Below are 16,972 nucleotides of genomic sequence, written 5' to 3'. Positions count from 1 at the left end.
CTCAATCCTATTCGATAAATCCCATTAAAAAAGAAGGGAAAATTTGATCTCAGGTAGATTTTGCAGCTAGTGGGCAAAAATAGTCGGCGTGTTTTATTATTTTTTAATTTTCAAAAAATTTATTGGGCATCACGCCACTTTCGTTTTCAAGGGAAGGCTTATTGCCAAGCTTTTTTATCTCCTCCTCTCTGGTGGAGATTGCAAGGAGGAGGCTTCTACACCAAAGCACTGGGCAACAGCCAATTCGTTACCTTGTTTGATGGTTTGATATTTGTCCCAGAAGAAAGCATCTATCCTGCGTAAGGACTTGGGTGTATTCGCCTTACGGTAACGACTCAGGTGTCTAGGCCCTCCATTATAGGCAGCGTAGGCCGCCCGGGCTAGGTTATGGAAATTATCTGTTTTTTTATGTTCGCCTTTTCTAATAGCGTAATCGACAAGATAATGCATCAAGATTTCGCCACCCGCTTTGGTGTTGTAGGCAATGTTCTCATTCAAACTGTTAACGTCGTAAAAACCTCGCCAAACATTTTGGTTGACCTGCATCAAACCTACGGAGCCGGCATGAGAGCGAAGCGGTTGGATGCTGTCTCCTTGCTTGATAAATTGGCGCCAACAGCTTTCTTGCCAAGCGGTAGCGAGCAGGAGCCAGCGATATAATGATTGAGTTTGGGGTTCTAATTGGCGCCTGTGGAGTAAATGGCTGGTGGTTTGATCCAAAAGTTGGTGGGCTATGGGTAAATAGGCATCAATATCGCGGGAGGTGGGTGCCCATTGGTTTAGCCGGGCAATCAGTGACCGATCAATGTCATTGGCAGCCCAAGCGCTTCGCCAAAACCACCGGCTTAAACCAAGATCTGGGTTTTCCTTGGGTAGGGATAGAGGGGGACCTAGCCCGAATGATCGACGTAGACTGGGATCGACTTCAAAACCGTAGGAGAGGGGATCCTGTTTCTCTTGGGGAGCAATTGTCCGTGCTAGCCGGCGCAGTCCGTCGGTGGAAATGTCAAGGCCGGAGAGAGGGCGAAGTTGATCGATGGTTTGTAGGGCATCGCTGGCGGTAATAAAGGTCAGGTAACGCAGGGCTCTTTCATTGGACATATTGAGGCTTAGGCGGCGCAATACCGGGGCCAAGCGCTTCCAGGTGCTTAGAAATAGAGCACGGATGGGATCAGGCGTTCCTGGAGTCGGAGAAGCGAGGGCCTTCCCGATATCATGACGGGCATCCAGCAAGATTTCCAGGAGAAGCAGTCGAAACTCTTCTAACTTACTTTCGGCCGCTGCGTGTTTGATGACAAAAGTGAGAAATGCATCCCAGTGTCGCCAGGCCGTTTCCCAGCGTTGTAATTCTTCAGGCGAGAGGGCAGGTTCGGGAGGTGGAGGTGTTTGGGGATAGCTGAGATTCGGGAGCGCAAAACGCAATGTGACCCTCATACCGGTCTGGGTCGTTTGTGCTTCGGTAAGCGTGAGCGAGTGAAGCGCGGTTTGAACCTGGGCTCGATCTTGCCGGGGTAAAATGAGGGGTAACAGGTTCCGTAGCTTTGCCAATAGGGGGTGAAGGTTAATCTGCACCTGGGAAAGCTTGGGGTGGACATATTTTTTGACTCCATCCCATAGCTTACCTGTGGTGAGATTTTTACCCCCTTGAAGATTGTAAATATTTGATTTAACGGTTCGGAAGTGGACTGTAGCCAATTGGGGCCCAAGCACGGGCTGTTGGAAGACCTCAATCATCCCTTGCCAATTTAGGAAGGGAATGCAGCGATTGCCGATAGGGGTTCCAATCTTAGCTTTTCCTTCACTAATCAGGCGAATATGTGGGCCCACACTGCTGATTTGAGGATTAAAAAGTACCAGAGAGTTGCATCTGCTACCCTCATCCCACATCTGTGCCGTATGCTGGGGGCCAGTATACACTTGCCTAAGGAGAATTTGACGGAGAAACTCGTTATGCAGTTGTAAGGGGACCTGGATTTCACGGGCATTGCTCCCCAGGGATAGCCCGAGCAGCCCAATCATAAGACCTGTAGCAAGCCATTTTTTCATTTGGATGGTTTGATGAAGGGAACAAGAATAATCAAGTTGCTATTTTAATGAATTTTTTTTCTAAACTTAAGCAGAATCCTGGGGTATCCTACTCCATGCTGCTATTGTTAGCTGGGCTGATTGCTGGTGTACGGCCTAAAATTTGCTATCTTTAGCATTTTATAGAAGGAATGTTCAGTCGCTCGGCAAAAGTTTTGAGGGGAGGTTTTTCTTGGCCCAGCCAGCAATATTTCTTCGTGCCCCCAGCGCCCGCTATGGGCAGAGCTGGAGGGGCAGTTGCGCAGAGCGAGACCGACCCTATTCTTCTTAAAACGTTTGCCTAGATACTAACTACCGCTAAGAGTTCGATAAAAGGAGTAAAAATGGTTAATAATAAAGCGCCTAACCCACTGGGGCTCATTATTTTATTGTCTTTTCTGGCCTTTGGTGCCACTTCGCCGGCTGTGGCGGAAGAAGGTTATGGAGAGAGGGTAGGGGAAAAACTGGGGCGTGGATTAGTCAATGTGGTAACTGGTTGGGTGGAAATCCCCAAAAATATGGTGAATACCAGCCAGGATAGTAATGTGGGTATTGGGGTCACCTGGGGATTGGTGAAAGGCATTGGCCATACCCTGGGGCGTACCCTCGTAGGGGCAGGGGAGTTAGCCACCTTTTTCGTGCCGACTTCTGAAATTATCCATCCTCCCTATATCTTTGAGGATTTTTATCGGGATACGACTTACGGCGTGGCCCAGTAAGTTTTGTTTGCCGGATGGGTACAAGGCGTCTTGTCTGGCCTGCGGGCTTCTTTGCTTGGTTATCGCATCGGTCCAATGGCCATTAAATTTCCTTTAGAGGGTGTTTTCGCAGGTCAGAGGGGATACGGCGGGTGTTGACCGAGCCCTTGTTAAACAAAACCGTTTGATTCCCCCATCCGTCCCATCCTAGCCGAGCACGTCGTGCAAACATTTCTAGATAGGGACCATCGGTTAATTGTTCGATGCGCTGATAGGTCTCATCCGGTTTGCGACTATGTTCCCGCCGTGGGGAAATGATCAGGCGGCGTACGTTGGAAGATTTCCGTTTGGGCTGGCCCTTTGTCGCCAACAAGCACATTTCCGGGTTGGCCCGGGTCCAGAAGCCTAAACCCGTAAAAAAATCCTTTTCGGAGAGTTGGCTGATCTGGGCTGACTTGTTGAGCTTCATCCAATAAAAGCCCACCGTTTTATAGGTGAATCCCCAGGCCTGGATCACTTCCATGGCCCGGGGAAGCAGCGGGTCGGTTACCCAAAGAAAGAGCAGGGCATCAGGGGTCGTCCATTCGTTAACGGGAATACGGCAGATTTCTTCAATGGACAGACAGTCATAATGGGCTTCCGCGCTGCGGCCAATGCCTTTTTTGGAATAGGTTTTAAATGTCCAAGGTGGATCGGCATAGATGACCCTATATTTTTTTGGGGGGGCGACCAAACCGGAAGCCATCTATTTCCTCCCAGAAATTGTGGTTTATACTTTTTATTTCAGAATAAATGAAATAGCAGGCTGAAGGCCCGTTAATGATTGAGTTAATCCCACTTTAAGGCACCCCCGGTTTGATATTCCGTCACCCGAGTTTCAAAGAAATTCTTTTCTTTTTTGAGGTCTAGGATCTCGGACATCCAGGGAAAGGGGTTGCTGGCGCCAGGATACTGTTCCGGCAGCCCGATTTGGGCGCAGCGGCGATTGGCAATAAATTTAAGGTATTCGTCAAACATGGGGGCATTCAGGCCTAGTACGCCACGGGGCATGGTGTCATAAGCGTATTGGGTTTCTAGACTCACGGCCTCTCGGATCATTTGGAGGGTTTCTTGTTTGAAGGAGTCGGTCCACAGATGAGGGTTTTCAATCTTGATCTGATTGATGACATCAATGCCGAAGTTCATGTGCATGGATTCATCGCGCATGATGTATTGGAATTGTTCAGCCGTGCCGGTCATTTTGTTGCGGCGGCCCATGGAGAGAATCTGGACGAAGCCTACATAAAAGAAGATGCCTTCGAAGATCACATAAAAGGCGATGAGTTCCCGCAATAATTTCTGATCATTTTCGTCGGTACCGGTGTGGAACTGGGGATCGGCCAAGTACTGAGTGAAGGGCAGGGCCCATTCGGCTTTACGGGCCACGGCCGGCACTTCCCGGTACATGTTGAAAATTTCCCCTTCGTCCAATCCCAGGGACTCCACGCAGTACTGGTAGGCATGGGTGTGCACCGCTTCCTCGAAAGCCTGACGCAGCAGGTACTGGCGGCATTCGGGATTAGTAATATGCCGGTAGACCGCCAATACCAGATTGTTGGCGACCAAGGAGTCGGCGGTGACGAAAAAACCGAGATTGCGTTTGATGATGGTGCGCTCATCTTCGGTTAATCCATCGGCGCTTTTCCATAAGGCAATATCCGCGTTCATGTTAATTTCTTGCGGCATCCAGTGGTTGGCGCAGCCATTGAGGTATTTTTCCCAGGCCCAGTGGTATTTAAAAGGCACTAGCTGGTTCAGATCCGCCCGGCAGTTGATGATGCGTTTATCATCCACCTGAATCCGGGCCGCACCCATTTCAATGTCTTCAATTCCCAGAACGCCGGTGCCGGCCTCGGCCCCAGCGGTCGTGGCTGTAGGGGAATCTGGATGGTCCGTCAGCAATGTTTCATTTGAGTTATCTTGTGTCTCCTCTATCTCCTCCCTCCCCTCATTGGAGTACGCGCTGATGGGAGGCAATTTTTGCGGTTTGGTTTTTTGGCTATCAACGCCTGTAAGTGGGTCATCCCAATTCAGCATCCTTGATCTCCTCATTATTAGCTAAAGTTTTTGACTACTCCCAATTCCCATAGCAAGTAGCGTGCGCTGCGCGCACGAAGAAGCTACGTCTACTGGCAAGCTTCACAGTCCGGGTCCAGGATAGAGCAAGCTTGGGCTTCTGCTTCCGGCTCTTGGGGGTAACCGGACTGGACCGCATTGAGTGTGTTGATCTGATCCGAGGTCATGGTGCTTTTCTCCACGTGGGTCGCGCCGAGGGAGCGCAGATAATAAGTCGTTTTGAGGCCCCGGACCCAGGCAAGCTTATAGAGATTGTCGAGTTTTTTACCGTTGGGCTCGGCCATATAAAGGTTGAGGCTCTGAGCCTGATCGAGCCACTTTTGGCGACGGGAGGCGGCTTCCACCAGCCAGCGGGGATCGATCTCAAAGGCGGTGGCATAGAGGGTTTTGAGATCTTCCGGTATGCGGTCGATGGGCTGGGCGCTGCCGTCAAAGTATTTCAGATCGTTAACCATCACTTCGTCCCATAAATCCCGGGCTTTAAGATCCTGGACCAGGTAGGGGTTAATCACCGTAAATTCGCCTGAGAGGTTGGATTTCACGAACAGATTTTGGTAAGTGGGCTCGATGGACTGGCTGACGCCGCAGATATTAGAAATCGTCGCTGTGGGCGCAATAGCCATGCAGTTGGAGTTACGCATGCCCACGGTTTTAACCTGTTCCCGCAGGCTGTCCCAGTCTAAGGTTTGGGTGCGGTCTTGTTGCAGGTAGCCGCCGCGGCCTTGTTCTAGCAAACCGATGGAATCAATGGGTAAAATCCCTTTGCTCCAGAGGGAACCTTCAAAAGTGCAGTACTTGCCCCGTTCCGCAGCGAGGTTGCTGGAGGCCTTGATAGCATAGTAGCTGATAGCCTCCATGGAACGGTCGGCAAACTCCACGGCGGCTTCCGCAGCATAGGGGAGGCGGAGTTTGTAGAGGGCATCCTGGAAGCCCATGAGGCCTAGACCTACGGGCCGATGGCGGAGGTTGGAACGCCGCGCCGTGGGCACGCTGTAATAATTATAATCGATGACATTGTCCAACATGCGCATGGCGGTGGTGATGGTTTTCTCCAGCTTGGGAAGGTTAAGGCCATTCTCATCCAGATGTTGGGGGAGATTGATTGACCCTAAGTTGCATACCGCTATTTCCTCATCTGAGGTATTCAAGGTGATCTCGGTGCACAAGTTTGAGGAATGGACCACGCCAGCATGCTGCTGGGGCGAGCGCAGGTTACAGGGGTCCTTAAAGGTGATCCAAGGATGTCCCGTCTCAAACAGCATGGAGAGCATTTTGCGCCACAGGTCCACGGCCCGTTGCTTTTTAAAGTTCTTGATTTCGCCGCAGGCCGCTTTTTCCTCGTAGCGAAGATAGGCTGCTTCAAAAGCTTGGCCCACCAGGTCATGGAGATCCGGGGTTTCATCGGGCGAAAAAAGAGTCCATTCCCCGTCTTCGGCCACCCGCTTCATGAACAGGTCCGGCACCCAGTTGGCGGTATTCATATCGTGGGTGCGGCGGCGGTCGTCGCCGGTATTCTTGCGCAACTCTAGGAATTCTTCGATATCAATATGCCAGGTTTCCAGATAGGCGCAGACCGCGCCCTTCCGCTTCCCTCCTTGGTTCACCGCCACTGCGGTATCATTGGCCACCTTTAAAAAGGGCACCACGCCCTGGGATTTGCCGTTGGTCCCTTTAATGTGGGCGCCCATCCCCCGAACCCGAGACCAATCGTTGCCCAACCCGCCCGCATATTTGGACAGCAGGGCATTGTCCTTGATGGCGCTGTAAATCCCATCCAGGTCATCGGACACTGTGGTCAAATAACAGGAGGAGAGCTGAGGCCGCAGGGAACCTGAGTTGAACAGGGTGGGGGTGCTGCTCATAAAATCAAAGGAGGACAGCAGCTCATAAAACTCAATGGCCCGTTCTTCCCGTTCAATTTCGTTGATCGCCAGCCCCATGGCCACCCGCATAAAAAAGGCCTGGGGCAATTCAAAGCGAATCCCCCCCGAGTGGATAAAATAGCGGTCATAGAGGGTCTGCAGACCTAGGTAGGTGAACTCAAAGTCCCGTTCTGGCCGTAAGGCCTGACCTAGACGGGTCAGATCGTATTGGGTTAATCGTGTGTCAATCAGTTGTAAATCAGCGCCTTGCTTGATATAGGCGGCAAAGTATTCCGGATAGCGCTCCGCCATTTCCCCTTGAGTGGCATGGGTTTCAGCGCCATGGATAAAGGAAAGAGCTTCTCGGCGCAGGCTGTCCAGCAATAGGCGAGCGGCCACGTAGCTGTAATGGGGCTCTTTCTCGATGAAGGTGCGGGCGCTCATGATGAGTGCCCTTTCCACATCCTGTTCGGCGACCCCGTCAAAGAGGTTACGCAAGGTCTCGTTGAGAACCGCCTGGGGCTGGGTTTCAGGCAATGCCTGGCAGGCTTCTTCTCCAATTCGAGTCAGCCGGGCTTTATCCAAGGGTACGACACGGCCGTCAGCTAAGGTCACCTGGAGAGGAGGTTCGGCAGCCTTTTTCTTCGTCTTGGCCGCGGCTTGGGCCCTTTCCCGGGTTCTTTCCTCCCGGTATAGCACGTAGGCCCGTGCTATTTTGTGGTATCCCCCCCGCATCAGGGCCAGCTCCACCTGATCCTGAATGTCTTCGATGTGGACGGTGCCGCCCGTTTCCAAACGGCGGGTGCAGGCTTCCACCACTTGGGCCGTCAGAGCTTCTACCGTCTGATGGATGCGTTTGCTCGTGGCGGCGCTGCTGCCCTCCACTGCCAGGAAGGCTTTAGTCATGGCGACGGCGATCTTGCTGGGATCAAAGCCGGTAACTTTGCCGTTGCGGCGAATCACTCGATATTGACCGGGAGCCGTGGTCCTGAGGGAAGGGTCGAGGGTTTCAGAATCAGGAGTCTGCTCCCGGTCATGGAGAATGGCGGACGATTCTGTTTTCATGGCAGACTCTTGCTTATACTAAATAGAGGTTTTGGGTTATTTTTTAGCCAGTGCATAACCACAAGAAACTGTGGTCGATTCCCTTTTGAGACACAACATAGGGTGTTTTTTAGGGAAGCGCAAGAGGGAATTGAGGGGGCTTTGCAGGGTTCCTTGTGGATAAGTGGCGCAACAGCCGATGGGATGGGTATTCCTAAAAAAGGGTTAAATTTTGACGGCCATTGGCAAGAAGGAAGATGAGCGGGTTTTGCAGCAAAAAACGCCCCTCTCTATCCTCTTGTGAGCGGAAAAGGTTGGTGATAATTCGAGGGGATGAGTTTCCCTTTCAGAGGGATTTAACCGCCGCGAGCACTTCTGCCACGTGCCCCTCCACCTTTACCTTACGCCACTCTTTTCGCAGAACTCCTTCTTTATCAATGAGAAAGGTGCTGCGTTCTATCCCTTTGACATCCTTGCCAAACATTTTCTTGGGTTTGATCACGTCAAACCGTTGGCAAACTGTTTCGTTTGGGTCTGATAGAAGTTCGAAAGGAAAATCCTGTTTTGCCTTAAAGTTTTCATGGGATTTCAGAGTATCCCGAGAAAGGCCAAGGATGACCGTATCGAGACGCTCGAATTCTGCATGGAAATCCTGGAAATCTTGTCCTTCCCGGGTACAACCCGGGGTGTCGTCCTTGGGGTAAAAATAAAGGACCACATTCTGACCTTGTAAGTGTGATAGCTTTACGGTTTGCCCTGAGGTGGCAGAGAGTTCAAAATCAGGGACTGTTTTTCCTACAGTGACTTCGCTCATGGAAATTCGCCTCAGATATCAGCGGCCTCGGATAGGTTCTAAGATCGCATCTAAGTTTAAATTATCACACAATTCCATAAACTGCTCTCTTAGAATCGCGATAGATAAATCAACGGGTAAGTGTATAATGAAGCTTACCGAAAATAAAGGTGCTCCGGTGTGGAGTGCTGGGTAGCGACGGGTGCTGAGCTCTTCAATGGTAATATTGCGGCTGGCAAAGAAATAGGCAAGTTCATGGACAATGTTGGGTTGGTCCAGGGATATGGCCTCTACGGCATAGGGCATAAGTTTGTGGTTGCTGGGACGGGATTCGGTGCGCTTGCTGAGCACAGCCAAGTCGAGGCGTTGCTTCAAGGCAGGGAGCATTGCTTCTAGCTTGGCCACAGCGCTCCAACTGCCAGAGGCGATTAGCAATATGGCGAATTCCGCTCCGAGTAGGACCATTCGGCTGTCTTCGATGTGGCAACCGCTATCGAGTATGGTTCCACTTAATTCTTTCAACAGACCGGGCCGGTCGCGTCCTATCGCCGAGATCACCAAATGTTGCTGCATCGCGTTTTCTATCTTGCCCATTCAGAGGAATAGGGCAATTAGCTTAGCCGATTACGCTGCACTCGTCACCGATCGAGCTTGTTTGTCGGCGAATGGCGACAGAGCCTTGTCATTCATAAAGACCGTGCGTACTATGCGCGATTAATCACTTATCATTTATGGGAATAGCACTATGTTTCATGGCAGCATGGTTGCTTTAGTTACACCGATGCATCCCGACGGCACCCTAGACTGGGAGAGCTTACGTCGGTTGGTTGGTTTCCATATAGAAAACAGTACTGATGCTATTGTGGCGGTAGGGACTACCGGCGAATCGCCTACCCTAGATGTGAAGGAGCATATCCGGGTTATCCGCGAGGTAGTGGATCAGGCCCATGGGCGGGTGCCGGTAATCGCGGGAACAGGCGCGAATTGTACCCGTGAAGCTGAGGAACTTACCCGCGCAGCTTTAGAGGCTGGTGCTGATGCTTGTTTATTGGTGACTCCTTATTACAATAGGCCGACCCAGGAAGGTTTATATCTCCATTTTAAAGCGATTGCCGAGGCCGTTCCTATTCCCCAGATCCTTTATAATGTGCCTAGCCGGACGGCTTGTGATTTATTGCCGGAGACGGTAGCCCGTTTAGCGGGTATCTCCAATATTATTGGCATCAAGGAAGCCACGGGAGATGTGGCCCGGGGGCGCCAGATTCTAGAACTGTGCGGTGAAAAACTTGATCTCTATAGTGGGGATGATGATGTCGCCATGGAGTACATGCTAATGGGAGGCCGGGGAACCATTTCAGTCACCGCTAATGTGATACCTAAGGTAGTCCATGAACTGTGTACCGCGGCGCTACGGCAGGATCGAGAAGCTGCGGAGGTCATCAATGCTAGGCTGGACCCCTTCTATACTGTTCTGTTCTCTGAAGCGAATCCAATTCCTGTAAAATGGGCTTTATATGAGATGGGTCTTATTGCTGAAGGTATCCGTTTACCTTTGACCGTTTTGTCTGAATATTATCGTGAACCGCTACGACAAGCGTTGCGCCAAGCGCAGATTCTACAGTGAAGTTATAAATTACTGACTATGTGTCTAAGCATATGGAGATGTATCGCTCTTTTGGGCGTGGTCACTGTGGCGTTTGGTGGCTGCAGTGCCTTTTCTGCACTAGATGAAGTGGTGCCAGATAATACTAAGGAGTACCGCAAGGCTGAAACCTTACCGCCTTTAGATATTCCCCCTGATCTGAGCGCGGATGCCATTCGTGATGATGTGATGGATGACAGTGGCGGTACGGCGACTTATTTAGAATATCAGGAACAAGCCCGTAACCCGCTGATGGATATCTATGGGATTGAGGCAGATAGGAAACCCCGCTTGGAAGGGGAGGGGGAGCGACAGCGATTAGTGGTGCCGGGAAATCAGGAGCAGGTGTGGGAGCGGGTACGCAACTTTTGGCTTGAAAATGGCCTAGAAATCAAAGCGGAGGATATCCGCATTGGTTTTATGGATGCTATCGGGCCTTCTGAGCAGGACAATTACCGGATACGGATTGAGCGGGGAGAAATGCCCCAGTCTACCGTTGTTTTTTTAAAGCAGCATACGGCTACACCTGATCCCAGGCAGGAAGAAACCATACTTCGGAAATTAGCTGAGTATCTAGGAGCACTGCATGCCCAGGATCTAGCCCGGGTTGAGAAGGGGGGGCAGCAAACTGTTGCCAGCGCTAGCCGCGTTAGCATGCTTGATGGGGGCGCGGCTATGCAGATGGCCCAAGATTTTTCTCGCGCTTGGCACCGGTTGGGATTAGTGCTGGATCGCAAAGGTTTTGCGGTAGAAGATCGGAACCGTTCCCGAGGTATTTATTATATCCGTTATGAGGATCCTTTTAGGCAGCAACAGGAAGAGGATTCGGGATGGCTCTCGAAGTTGGCCTTTTGGGAGACAACGGGAGAGGAAGATGAGCAAGGCCGCTATCAGATTAAGCTGATCTCAGATGGCGCCGTCACCCGGGTGATTATCCTGGATGCGGAAGGGCAGCGTGACGAGTCAGAAACAGCCAAGCGCTTATTATCCTTGTTAGGTGAGCAGTTGACTGAATAAAAAGGGAAATTCATGTCAACAGAGAAACAATCTGAACTATATTCGGGCAAGGCTAAGACAGTTTATACGACAGCTGACCCTGCCCGGTTGATTTTGCATTTTCGTGATGACACTTCAGCCTTTGATGGCCAGAAGATTGAGCAATTCAGCCGCAAGGGAGAAATCAATAACAAGTTTAACGCCTTTATTATGGAAAAGTTGGCGGCGGCGGGTATTCCGACCCATTTTGAGCGTCTTCTGAGCGCGCAAGAATCACTGGTTAAGCATTTAGAGATGTTTCCCATTGAATGTGTGGTGCGCAATATTTCCACGGGCAGCCTGTGCCGGCGGTTGGGGGTGCAAGAGGGGCTAGATTTAGAGCCGCCTGTGTTTGAATTCTTTCTTAAAAATGATGCGCTCCACGATCCGATGATTAACGAGTATCATATCTGCACGTTCGGTTGGGCCTCCATGGAGCAGGTCGAACGGATGAAAGAATATACCTTTAAAATCAATGGTATTTTAAAGTCATTGTTCTTGGATGCAGGCTTGCTGTTAGTCGATTACAAGCTAGAGTTCGGGGATTTCCGGGGTCAGGTCGTATTAGGTGACGAGTTTACCCTCGATGGTTGCCGCCTGTGGGATGTGAAAACTCGGGAGAAAATGGATAAGGACCGCTTTCGTCAGGGGTTAGGGGGCGTTGTCGAAGCCTATGAAGAGGTGGCTCGGCGCTTGGGTACGCCCTTGTGAGCCTGGAGGTGGAACCCCTTTGCCTCTTTTGGGAGAACGATATTCCGCTTACTCAGCGAGTTGCCAGCTTACCGTTGCCCCCGCCCGTAGGGGGATCAATACTTCATCGCCAAAAGGTAGCTTCTCGGGTACCCGCCAAGGGGCTTTGAGAAGCGTTACCGTATCTTGATTGCGGGGTAGACCATAAAAATCGGCGCCGTGAAAGCTGGCAAAGGCCTCTAATTGTGCTAAAGCGCCGACCCCTTCGAAAACTTCGGCATAAAGTTCCAAGGCCGCGTGGCTACTATAAATTCCAGCACAGCCACAAGCTGTTTCCTTTGCTGTTTTGGTATGGGGGGCGCTATCTGTGCCCAGAAAGAATTTGGGGTTGCCGCTGGTGGCGGCGGCGACTAAGGCTTGGCGATGTCTTTCCCGTTTGAGTACCGGCAGGCAATAATGATGGGGTTGAATGCCTCCTGCTAACATGGCATTGCGGTTCAGCAACAGATGATGGGGAGTGATGGTCGCGGCGATGTTTTTTTGTGCCCCGTTGATAAAGTCCACTGCCTCTGCCGTGGTAATATGTTCTAACACTATCCGCAAGGCCGGGAAGTCATGGAGTAAAGGAATAAGATGGCGTTTGATAAAGACCTGTTCTCGGTCAAAGATGTCGACGCTAGGGTCAGTGACTTCACCGTGGATCAACAAGGGGAGCCCCTGCTCTTGCAAAGCTTCCAATACGGCATAGCGTTGGCGTAAGTTGGTCACCCCGGAATCGGCATTGGTAGTCGCTCCTGCTGGATATAGCTTAACGGCATAGATATGACCACTGTTTCGAGCGCGGGCAATTTCCTCAGGTGTGGTATTATCAGTAAGATAGAGGGTCATTAAGGGTTCAAAACCGAGATCTGGGGGCCGTGCGGCAAGGATACGTTCCCGGTAGGCTAAAGCTTGTGGGGTAGAGGTGATAGGTGGCCGCAGGTTAGGCATGATGATGGCCCGGGCGAAACACCGGGCTGTGGCCGGAATAAGATCAGCAAGAACCTTTCCGTCCCGTAAATGCAGGTGCCAATCGTCAGGGCGCGTTAATTGTAATGTCATGGTCATGTTTCTAGTATGCCATAACATTAAGGATTCAAGGACAGGCTGGGATTCTGTCTTGACCCAAAGCAGGGATCTAGTTACTGTGTTTTGTTAATTTTATTTAAGTATTATCCAGATAAGCGTGTAAAGCCTTATCCATTCGGGTGGGGAGATAAGCGCAAACCGCTGGCTGGCGGGGTTAGCCTGCGGAGCGAGCGGAACGGGGGCGCCAGTATCCGTTGGCGTCGAGGGATGGCGTGATGAAACAGGAAGGTTTTTGGGGTGGCCCAAGAACCCTCGTCCTGGGTGTAGCGAAGGGCGGGGAGTGTCAGCAACGGGTCCTGTTCGCGGGCGAATTAACTTAGTCAATTTAGAGGGGTTTCTGCCGTGGATCTCTTGAGTGGTGCCGAGATCCTTGTCCGGTGTTTAAAAGATGAAGGTGTGGAATACATCTTCGGCTATCCGGGCGGTGCCGTATTACATATTTATGATGCGCTTTATCAGCAAGACCAGGTTAAGCATGTATTAGTGCGCCACGAACAGGGGGCGACTCATGCCGCTGATGGTTATGCCCGTGCCACAGGCAAAGCCGGTGTGGTGCTGGTCACCTCCGGTCCTGGGGCGACCAATGCGGTAACGGGTATTGCCACGGCCTATATGGATTCCATTCCCATGGTTGTGCTTACCGGCCAGGTGCCACGAGCGGCGATTGGCAGTGATGCTTTCCAGGAAGTGGATTCCGTCGGCATTACGCGCCCCTGTGTCAAGCATAATTTCTTGGTCAAAGACCTTAATGACCTGACTTTAACGATTAGAAAAGCCTTTTATATTGCCACCACGGGTCGCCCGGGTCCGGTAGTCGTTGATATCCCTAAGGATGTGACCGATCCTAATATCAAGATACCCTATCACTACCCAGAGCAGCTCACTTTGCGCTCTTATCACCACCCGGTGGCTGTAGAGACACCGGAGCAAGTTAAAAAGGCTATCGATCTTATCTTATCTGCTCGCCGTCCTATGATTTACACGGGGGGTGGTGTGATTCTGAGTAATGCGGCCGAAGCGCTGACGGAGTTTGCTCGCTTGCTTGGCTATCCGGTTACCAATACTTTGATGGGCTTGGGAGGATATCCCGGTACTGATCCCCAATTTGTAGGGATGTTGGGGATGCACGGGACTTATGAAGCCAATATGGGGATGCACGAATGTGATGTATTGATCGCTATTGGCGCCCGTTTTGACGACCGGGTAACGGGTAATTTGGAGCAATTCTGTCCCTACGCCAAGATTATCCATGTGGATATCGACCCTTCCAGTATTTCCAAGAATGTCCAAGTTCACGTTCCTATTGTGGGGGATGTGGGCCTGGTGCTAAAGGAGATGATCGCCCACTTAAATAGCGCTGATAGGAAGCCCGATCGAGAAGCTTTGGAGAGGTGGTGGTCCCAGATTGAGGAGTGGAAGAGCCACCGTTGTCTCCATTACCAGCAAAGCGGCGAGCTTATTAAACCTCAGTATATTGTTGAGAAACTTTATGAGGCGACTCGGGGGGAAGCCTATATTACCTCTGACGTTGGGCAGCACCAGATGTGGGCGGCTCAGTTTTATAAGTTTGACAAACCGAGGCGTTGGATCAATTCTGGGGGATTGGGAACTATGGGGTTCGGTTTGCCGGCGGCGATGGGTGTGCAGTTGGCTTATCCCGATTCTCCCGTGATTTGTATTACTGGCGAAGCCAGTATCCAGATGTGTATCCAAGAGCTTTCCACCTGCATGCAGTACTCTTTGCCCATCAAAATTGTGAATCTCAACAACCGCTATATGGGCATGGTGCGCCAGTGGCAGGAGTTTTTCTATGATCGTCGCTATTCCCACTCCTATATGGATGCTTTACCTGATTTTGGGAAGTTAGCTGAGGCCTATGGCCATATAGGGATGCAGATAGAAAAACCGGGTGATGTGGAAGCAGCCTTGAAGGAGGCGTTTGCCCTCCAGGATCGTTTGGTGTTTCTGGACTTTATTACTGACCCGACAGAGAATGTATACCCCATGATTGCTCAAGGTAAAGGGCATCACGAAATGCATTTAGGCCCTGAATGCGCGGTACCCCAATCACTGGAAAGAGAATGGGCCTAGCATGCGTCATATTATTTCTTTATTAATGGAAAATGAATCCGGCGCTTTATCCCGGGTTGCGGGTTTATTTTCTGCCCGTGGCTATAATATTGAATCTCTGACAGTTGCCCCCACGGAAGATCCCTCCTTGTCGCGCATGACATTGGTCACCTCCGGTTCAGATGAGATCATCGAACAAATATTGAAGCAGCTGAATAAATTGATTGATGTGGTTAAGCTGGAGGATCTGACTCAAGGGGCTCATATTGAGCGGGAGTTAATGCTCATCAAGGTGGAGGCTGCCACCGGGAGCGAGAGGGATGAGGTTAAGCGCCTAAGTGATATTTTCCGTGGCCGCATTATTGATGTCGCTGACAATACCTATACGATTGAACTGACGGGTAGTGGGGATAAGCAGGACGCTTTTATTCAGGCGCTTAAAGAATTTCAGATTTTGGAAACCGTCCGCTCTGGAGCCATGGGAATTGCCCGTGGTGTAAAAGGGCTGCAATAATAAGTGGCCTATGGCGGGTCGCGGGTCGTTGGGTTCTATGCAAAAGATAAAAGGCCCGTATTTGTTTCCTTCCTTGTTTTCTAAGCCACGATTAAACATTTTTATCCTCCCCTGGCTGCAATTATGTTTACTAAAGATTAATAACTGATCGCCAGCTGAATTCGAGAGTTTATCCAAATACCGCGGGAAATTATTCCATCCCAGGGGATAGCAAAGACAAAAGCCGGTGGCCCTTACTCCTTAGGTGTTTTTGGCTATGGGACTGAATTTCAAAAAATAATGTTGCGACGAGGAAGTAATGAATATCTACTATGATAAAGACTGTGATCTATCCTTAATCCAGGGCATGCGGGTGGCTATTATCGGTTATGGCTCCCAAGGACATGCTCACGCCAATAATCTTAAGGATTCGGGTGTGGATGTGGTGGTCGGTCTACGTTCCGGTTCCACCTCCGTTGCCAAAGCCGAAAATGCGGGTTTGACCGTTCTGTCTATTGAGGCGGCAATTAAAGAAGCGGATCTGGTGATGGTTTTGGCGCCCGATGAACATCAGCCAAAGCTCTATGAGGAAAATATTGAGCCCCACCTGAAGCAAGGAGCTACTCTTGCCTTTGCCCATGGTTTTAATATTCACTTTAGGCAAATTGAGCCACGAACTGATCTCGATGTGGTAATGATTGCTCCTAAGGGGCCTGGCCATCTGGTGCGATCTACCTATACCCAAGGGGGGGGAGTGCCCTCTTTGATTGCAGTGCACCAAGATGTTTCTACTAAGGCAAAGGATGTCGCTTTATCCTATGCCTCGGCCAATGGCGGCGGACGGGCTGGAGTTATCGAGACCACCTTTAGGGATGAGACTGAAACCGACCTCTTTGGCGAACAGGCTGTTCTTTGTGGGGGAGTCACAGCGCTAGTGCAAGCGGGTTTCGAGACTCTGGTAGAAGCCGGATATGCTCCTGAAATGGCCTATTTCGAATGCCTCCATGAACTCAAGCTTATTGTCGATCTTATGTACGAAGGCGGCATTGCCAATATGCGTTATTCTATCTCCAATACCGCTGAATATGGCGATTTTACCCGCGGCCCCCGGGTCATCGGCGATGAGACCCAAGCCGAGATGCGTCGTATTCTAGGTGAGATTCAAAGTGGTGAATTTGCCCGGGAGTTCATTTTAGAGAACCAAGCAGGTGCCCCTACTCTTAAGGCAAAGCGGCGTCTAGGGCAGGAGCACCCTATTGAACTAGTCGGTGAAAGGCTGCGATCCATGATGCCGTGGATCGGGGAAAGCCGCATTGTGGACCAGAGCAAAAATTAATT

13 protein-coding genes and 1 pseudogene are annotated in these 16,972 nt (G+C 50.8%); 7 read left to right on the top strand and 7 right to left on the bottom strand.

What is annotated here, in order from left to right:
• Positions 1–174 precede the first annotated feature (174 nt).
• The gene (locus E3U44_RS01065) at positions 175–2,046 is read right to left on the bottom strand and encodes a lytic transglycosylase domain-containing protein (protein WP_134356265.1); all 1,872 of its coding nucleotides are present in this window, start codon (positions 2,044–2,046) and stop codon (positions 175–177) included.
• 362 nt (positions 2,047–2,408) lie between these two features.
• Here E3U44_RS01065 and E3U44_RS01060 point away from each other — a divergent pair, with 362 nt between their 5' ends.
• Positions 2,409–2,783 (top strand): exosortase system-associated protein, TIGR04073 family, encoded by a 375-nt coding sequence (locus E3U44_RS01060; RefSeq protein ID WP_134356264.1) that lies wholly within the window; start codon positions 2,409–2,411, stop codon positions 2,781–2,783.
• Positions 2,784–2,865: 82 nt separating this feature from the next.
• On the opposite strand, the gene E3U44_RS01055 is transcribed toward E3U44_RS01060, so the two are convergent.
• The 5 genes and pseudogenes from E3U44_RS01055 to E3U44_RS01035 all read right to left on the bottom strand — a co-directional run bounded on the left by E3U44_RS01055 (position 2,866) and on the right by E3U44_RS01035 (position 9,149).
• Positions 2,866–3,507 (bottom strand): MT-A70 family methyltransferase, encoded by a 642-nt coding sequence (locus E3U44_RS01055; protein WP_134356263.1) that lies wholly within the window; start codon positions 3,505–3,507, stop codon positions 2,866–2,868.
• Between the two features lie 83 nt (positions 3,508–3,590).
• Positions 3,591–4,676, bottom strand: a pseudogene (locus tag E3U44_RS01050) (ribonucleotide-diphosphate reductase subunit beta); the annotation flags it as partial.
• 251 nt (positions 4,677–4,927) lie between these two features.
• Complete coding sequence (locus tag E3U44_RS01045; protein ID WP_134356261.1) at positions 4,928–7,804, bottom strand: ribonucleoside-diphosphate reductase subunit alpha; 2,877 nt, start codon at positions 7,802–7,804, stop codon at positions 4,928–4,930.
• A gap of 325 nt (positions 7,805–8,129) precedes the next feature.
• Positions 8,130–8,597 (bottom strand): peroxiredoxin, encoded by a 468-nt coding sequence (locus E3U44_RS01040; protein ID WP_134356260.1) that lies wholly within the window; start codon positions 8,595–8,597, stop codon positions 8,130–8,132.
• Between the two features lie 18 nt (positions 8,598–8,615).
• On the bottom strand, positions 8,616–9,149 hold the full coding sequence (locus E3U44_RS01035; RefSeq protein WP_134356259.1) for a glycine cleavage system transcriptional repressor: 534 nt from the start codon (positions 9,147–9,149) through the stop codon (positions 8,616–8,618).
• Between the two features lie 172 nt (positions 9,150–9,321).
• Here E3U44_RS01035 and dapA point away from each other — a divergent pair, with 172 nt between their 5' ends.
• From dapA to purC, 3 genes are read left to right on the top strand one after another with little or no spacing between them, the layout of a single operon-like run.
• Complete coding sequence (gene dapA, locus E3U44_RS01030; RefSeq protein WP_134356258.1) at positions 9,322–10,200, top strand: 4-hydroxy-tetrahydrodipicolinate synthase; 879 nt, start codon at positions 9,322–9,324, stop codon at positions 10,198–10,200.
• 57 nt (positions 10,201–10,257) lie between these two features.
• On the top strand, positions 10,258–11,235 hold the full coding sequence (gene bamC, locus E3U44_RS01025) for an outer membrane protein assembly factor BamC (protein ID WP_240761849.1): 978 nt from the start codon (positions 10,258–10,260) through the stop codon (positions 11,233–11,235).
• A gap of 12 nt (positions 11,236–11,247) precedes the next feature.
• Entirely contained in the window at positions 11,248–11,964 is a 717-nt protein-coding gene (purC, locus tag E3U44_RS01020) for a phosphoribosylaminoimidazolesuccinocarboxamide synthase (RefSeq protein ID WP_134356256.1), read from the top strand.
• Positions 11,965–12,012: 48 nt separating this feature from the next.
• Here the strand turns inward: purC and pyrC are convergent, their stop codons facing one another.
• Positions 12,013–13,050 carry a dihydroorotase gene (pyrC, locus tag E3U44_RS01015; RefSeq protein ID WP_134356255.1) on the bottom strand — a complete coding sequence of 346 codons (1,038 nt, stop codon included), beginning with the start codon at positions 13,048–13,050 and terminating at the stop codon, positions 12,013–12,015.
• A gap of 363 nt (positions 13,051–13,413) precedes the next feature.
• On the opposite strand from pyrC, the gene E3U44_RS01010 reads away from it, so the two are divergent.
• The 3 genes from E3U44_RS01010 to ilvC all read left to right on the top strand — a co-directional run bounded on the left by E3U44_RS01010 (position 13,414) and on the right by ilvC (position 16,970).
• Positions 13,414–15,162: an acetolactate synthase 3 large subunit gene (locus E3U44_RS01010; protein ID WP_134356254.1), complete on the top strand. Its 1,749-nt coding sequence runs from the start codon at positions 13,414–13,416 to the stop codon at positions 15,160–15,162.
• Position 15,163: 1 nt separating this feature from the next.
• Positions 15,164–15,655: an acetolactate synthase small subunit gene (gene ilvN / locus E3U44_RS01005; protein WP_134356253.1), complete on the top strand. Its 492-nt coding sequence runs from the start codon at positions 15,164–15,166 to the stop codon at positions 15,653–15,655.
• 298 nt (positions 15,656–15,953) lie between these two features.
• Positions 15,954–16,970: a ketol-acid reductoisomerase gene (gene ilvC / locus E3U44_RS01000; protein ID WP_134356252.1), complete on the top strand. Its 1,017-nt coding sequence runs from the start codon at positions 15,954–15,956 to the stop codon at positions 16,968–16,970.
• Positions 16,971–16,972 lie beyond the last annotated feature (2 nt).

The organism is Nitrosococcus wardiae, from assembly GCF_004421105.1.
In the GTDB taxonomy this organism is placed as follows: Bacteria; Pseudomonadota; Gammaproteobacteria; order Nitrosococcales; family Nitrosococcaceae; genus Nitrosococcus; species Nitrosococcus wardiae.
This window is presented reverse-complemented; position numbering and strand designations above follow the sequence as displayed.

Coding starts and splice junctions, on each gene's coding strand:
- ilvC (WP_134356252.1), top strand. CDS start 15,954: ATGAATATCTACTATGATAAAGACTGTGATCTATCCTTAATCCAGGGC.
- pyrC (WP_134356255.1), bottom strand. CDS start 13,050: ATGACCATGACATTACAATTAACGCGCCCTGACGATTGGCACCTGCAT.
- E3U44_RS01045 (WP_134356261.1), bottom strand. CDS start 7,804: ATGAAAACAGAATCGTCCGCCATTCTCCATGACCGGGAGCAGACTCCT.
- E3U44_RS01060 (WP_134356264.1), top strand. CDS start 2,409: ATGGTTAATAATAAAGCGCCTAACCCACTGGGGCTCATTATTTTATTG.
- E3U44_RS01055 (WP_134356263.1), bottom strand. CDS start 3,507: ATGGCTTCCGGTTTGGTCGCCCCCCCAAAAAAATATAGGGTCATCTAT.
- E3U44_RS01065 (WP_134356265.1), bottom strand. CDS start 2,046: ATGAAAAAATGGCTTGCTACAGGTCTTATGATTGGGCTGCTCGGGCTA.
- purC (WP_134356256.1), top strand. CDS start 11,248: ATGTCAACAGAGAAACAATCTGAACTATATTCGGGCAAGGCTAAGACA.
- E3U44_RS01035 (WP_134356259.1), bottom strand. CDS start 9,149: ATGCAGCAACATTTGGTGATCTCGGCGATAGGACGCGACCGGCCCGGT.
- ilvN (WP_134356253.1), top strand. CDS start 15,164: ATGCGTCATATTATTTCTTTATTAATGGAAAATGAATCCGGCGCTTTA.
- E3U44_RS01040 (WP_134356260.1), bottom strand. CDS start 8,597: ATGAGCGAAGTCACTGTAGGAAAAACAGTCCCTGATTTTGAACTCTCT.
- dapA (WP_134356258.1), top strand. CDS start 9,322: ATGTTTCATGGCAGCATGGTTGCTTTAGTTACACCGATGCATCCCGAC.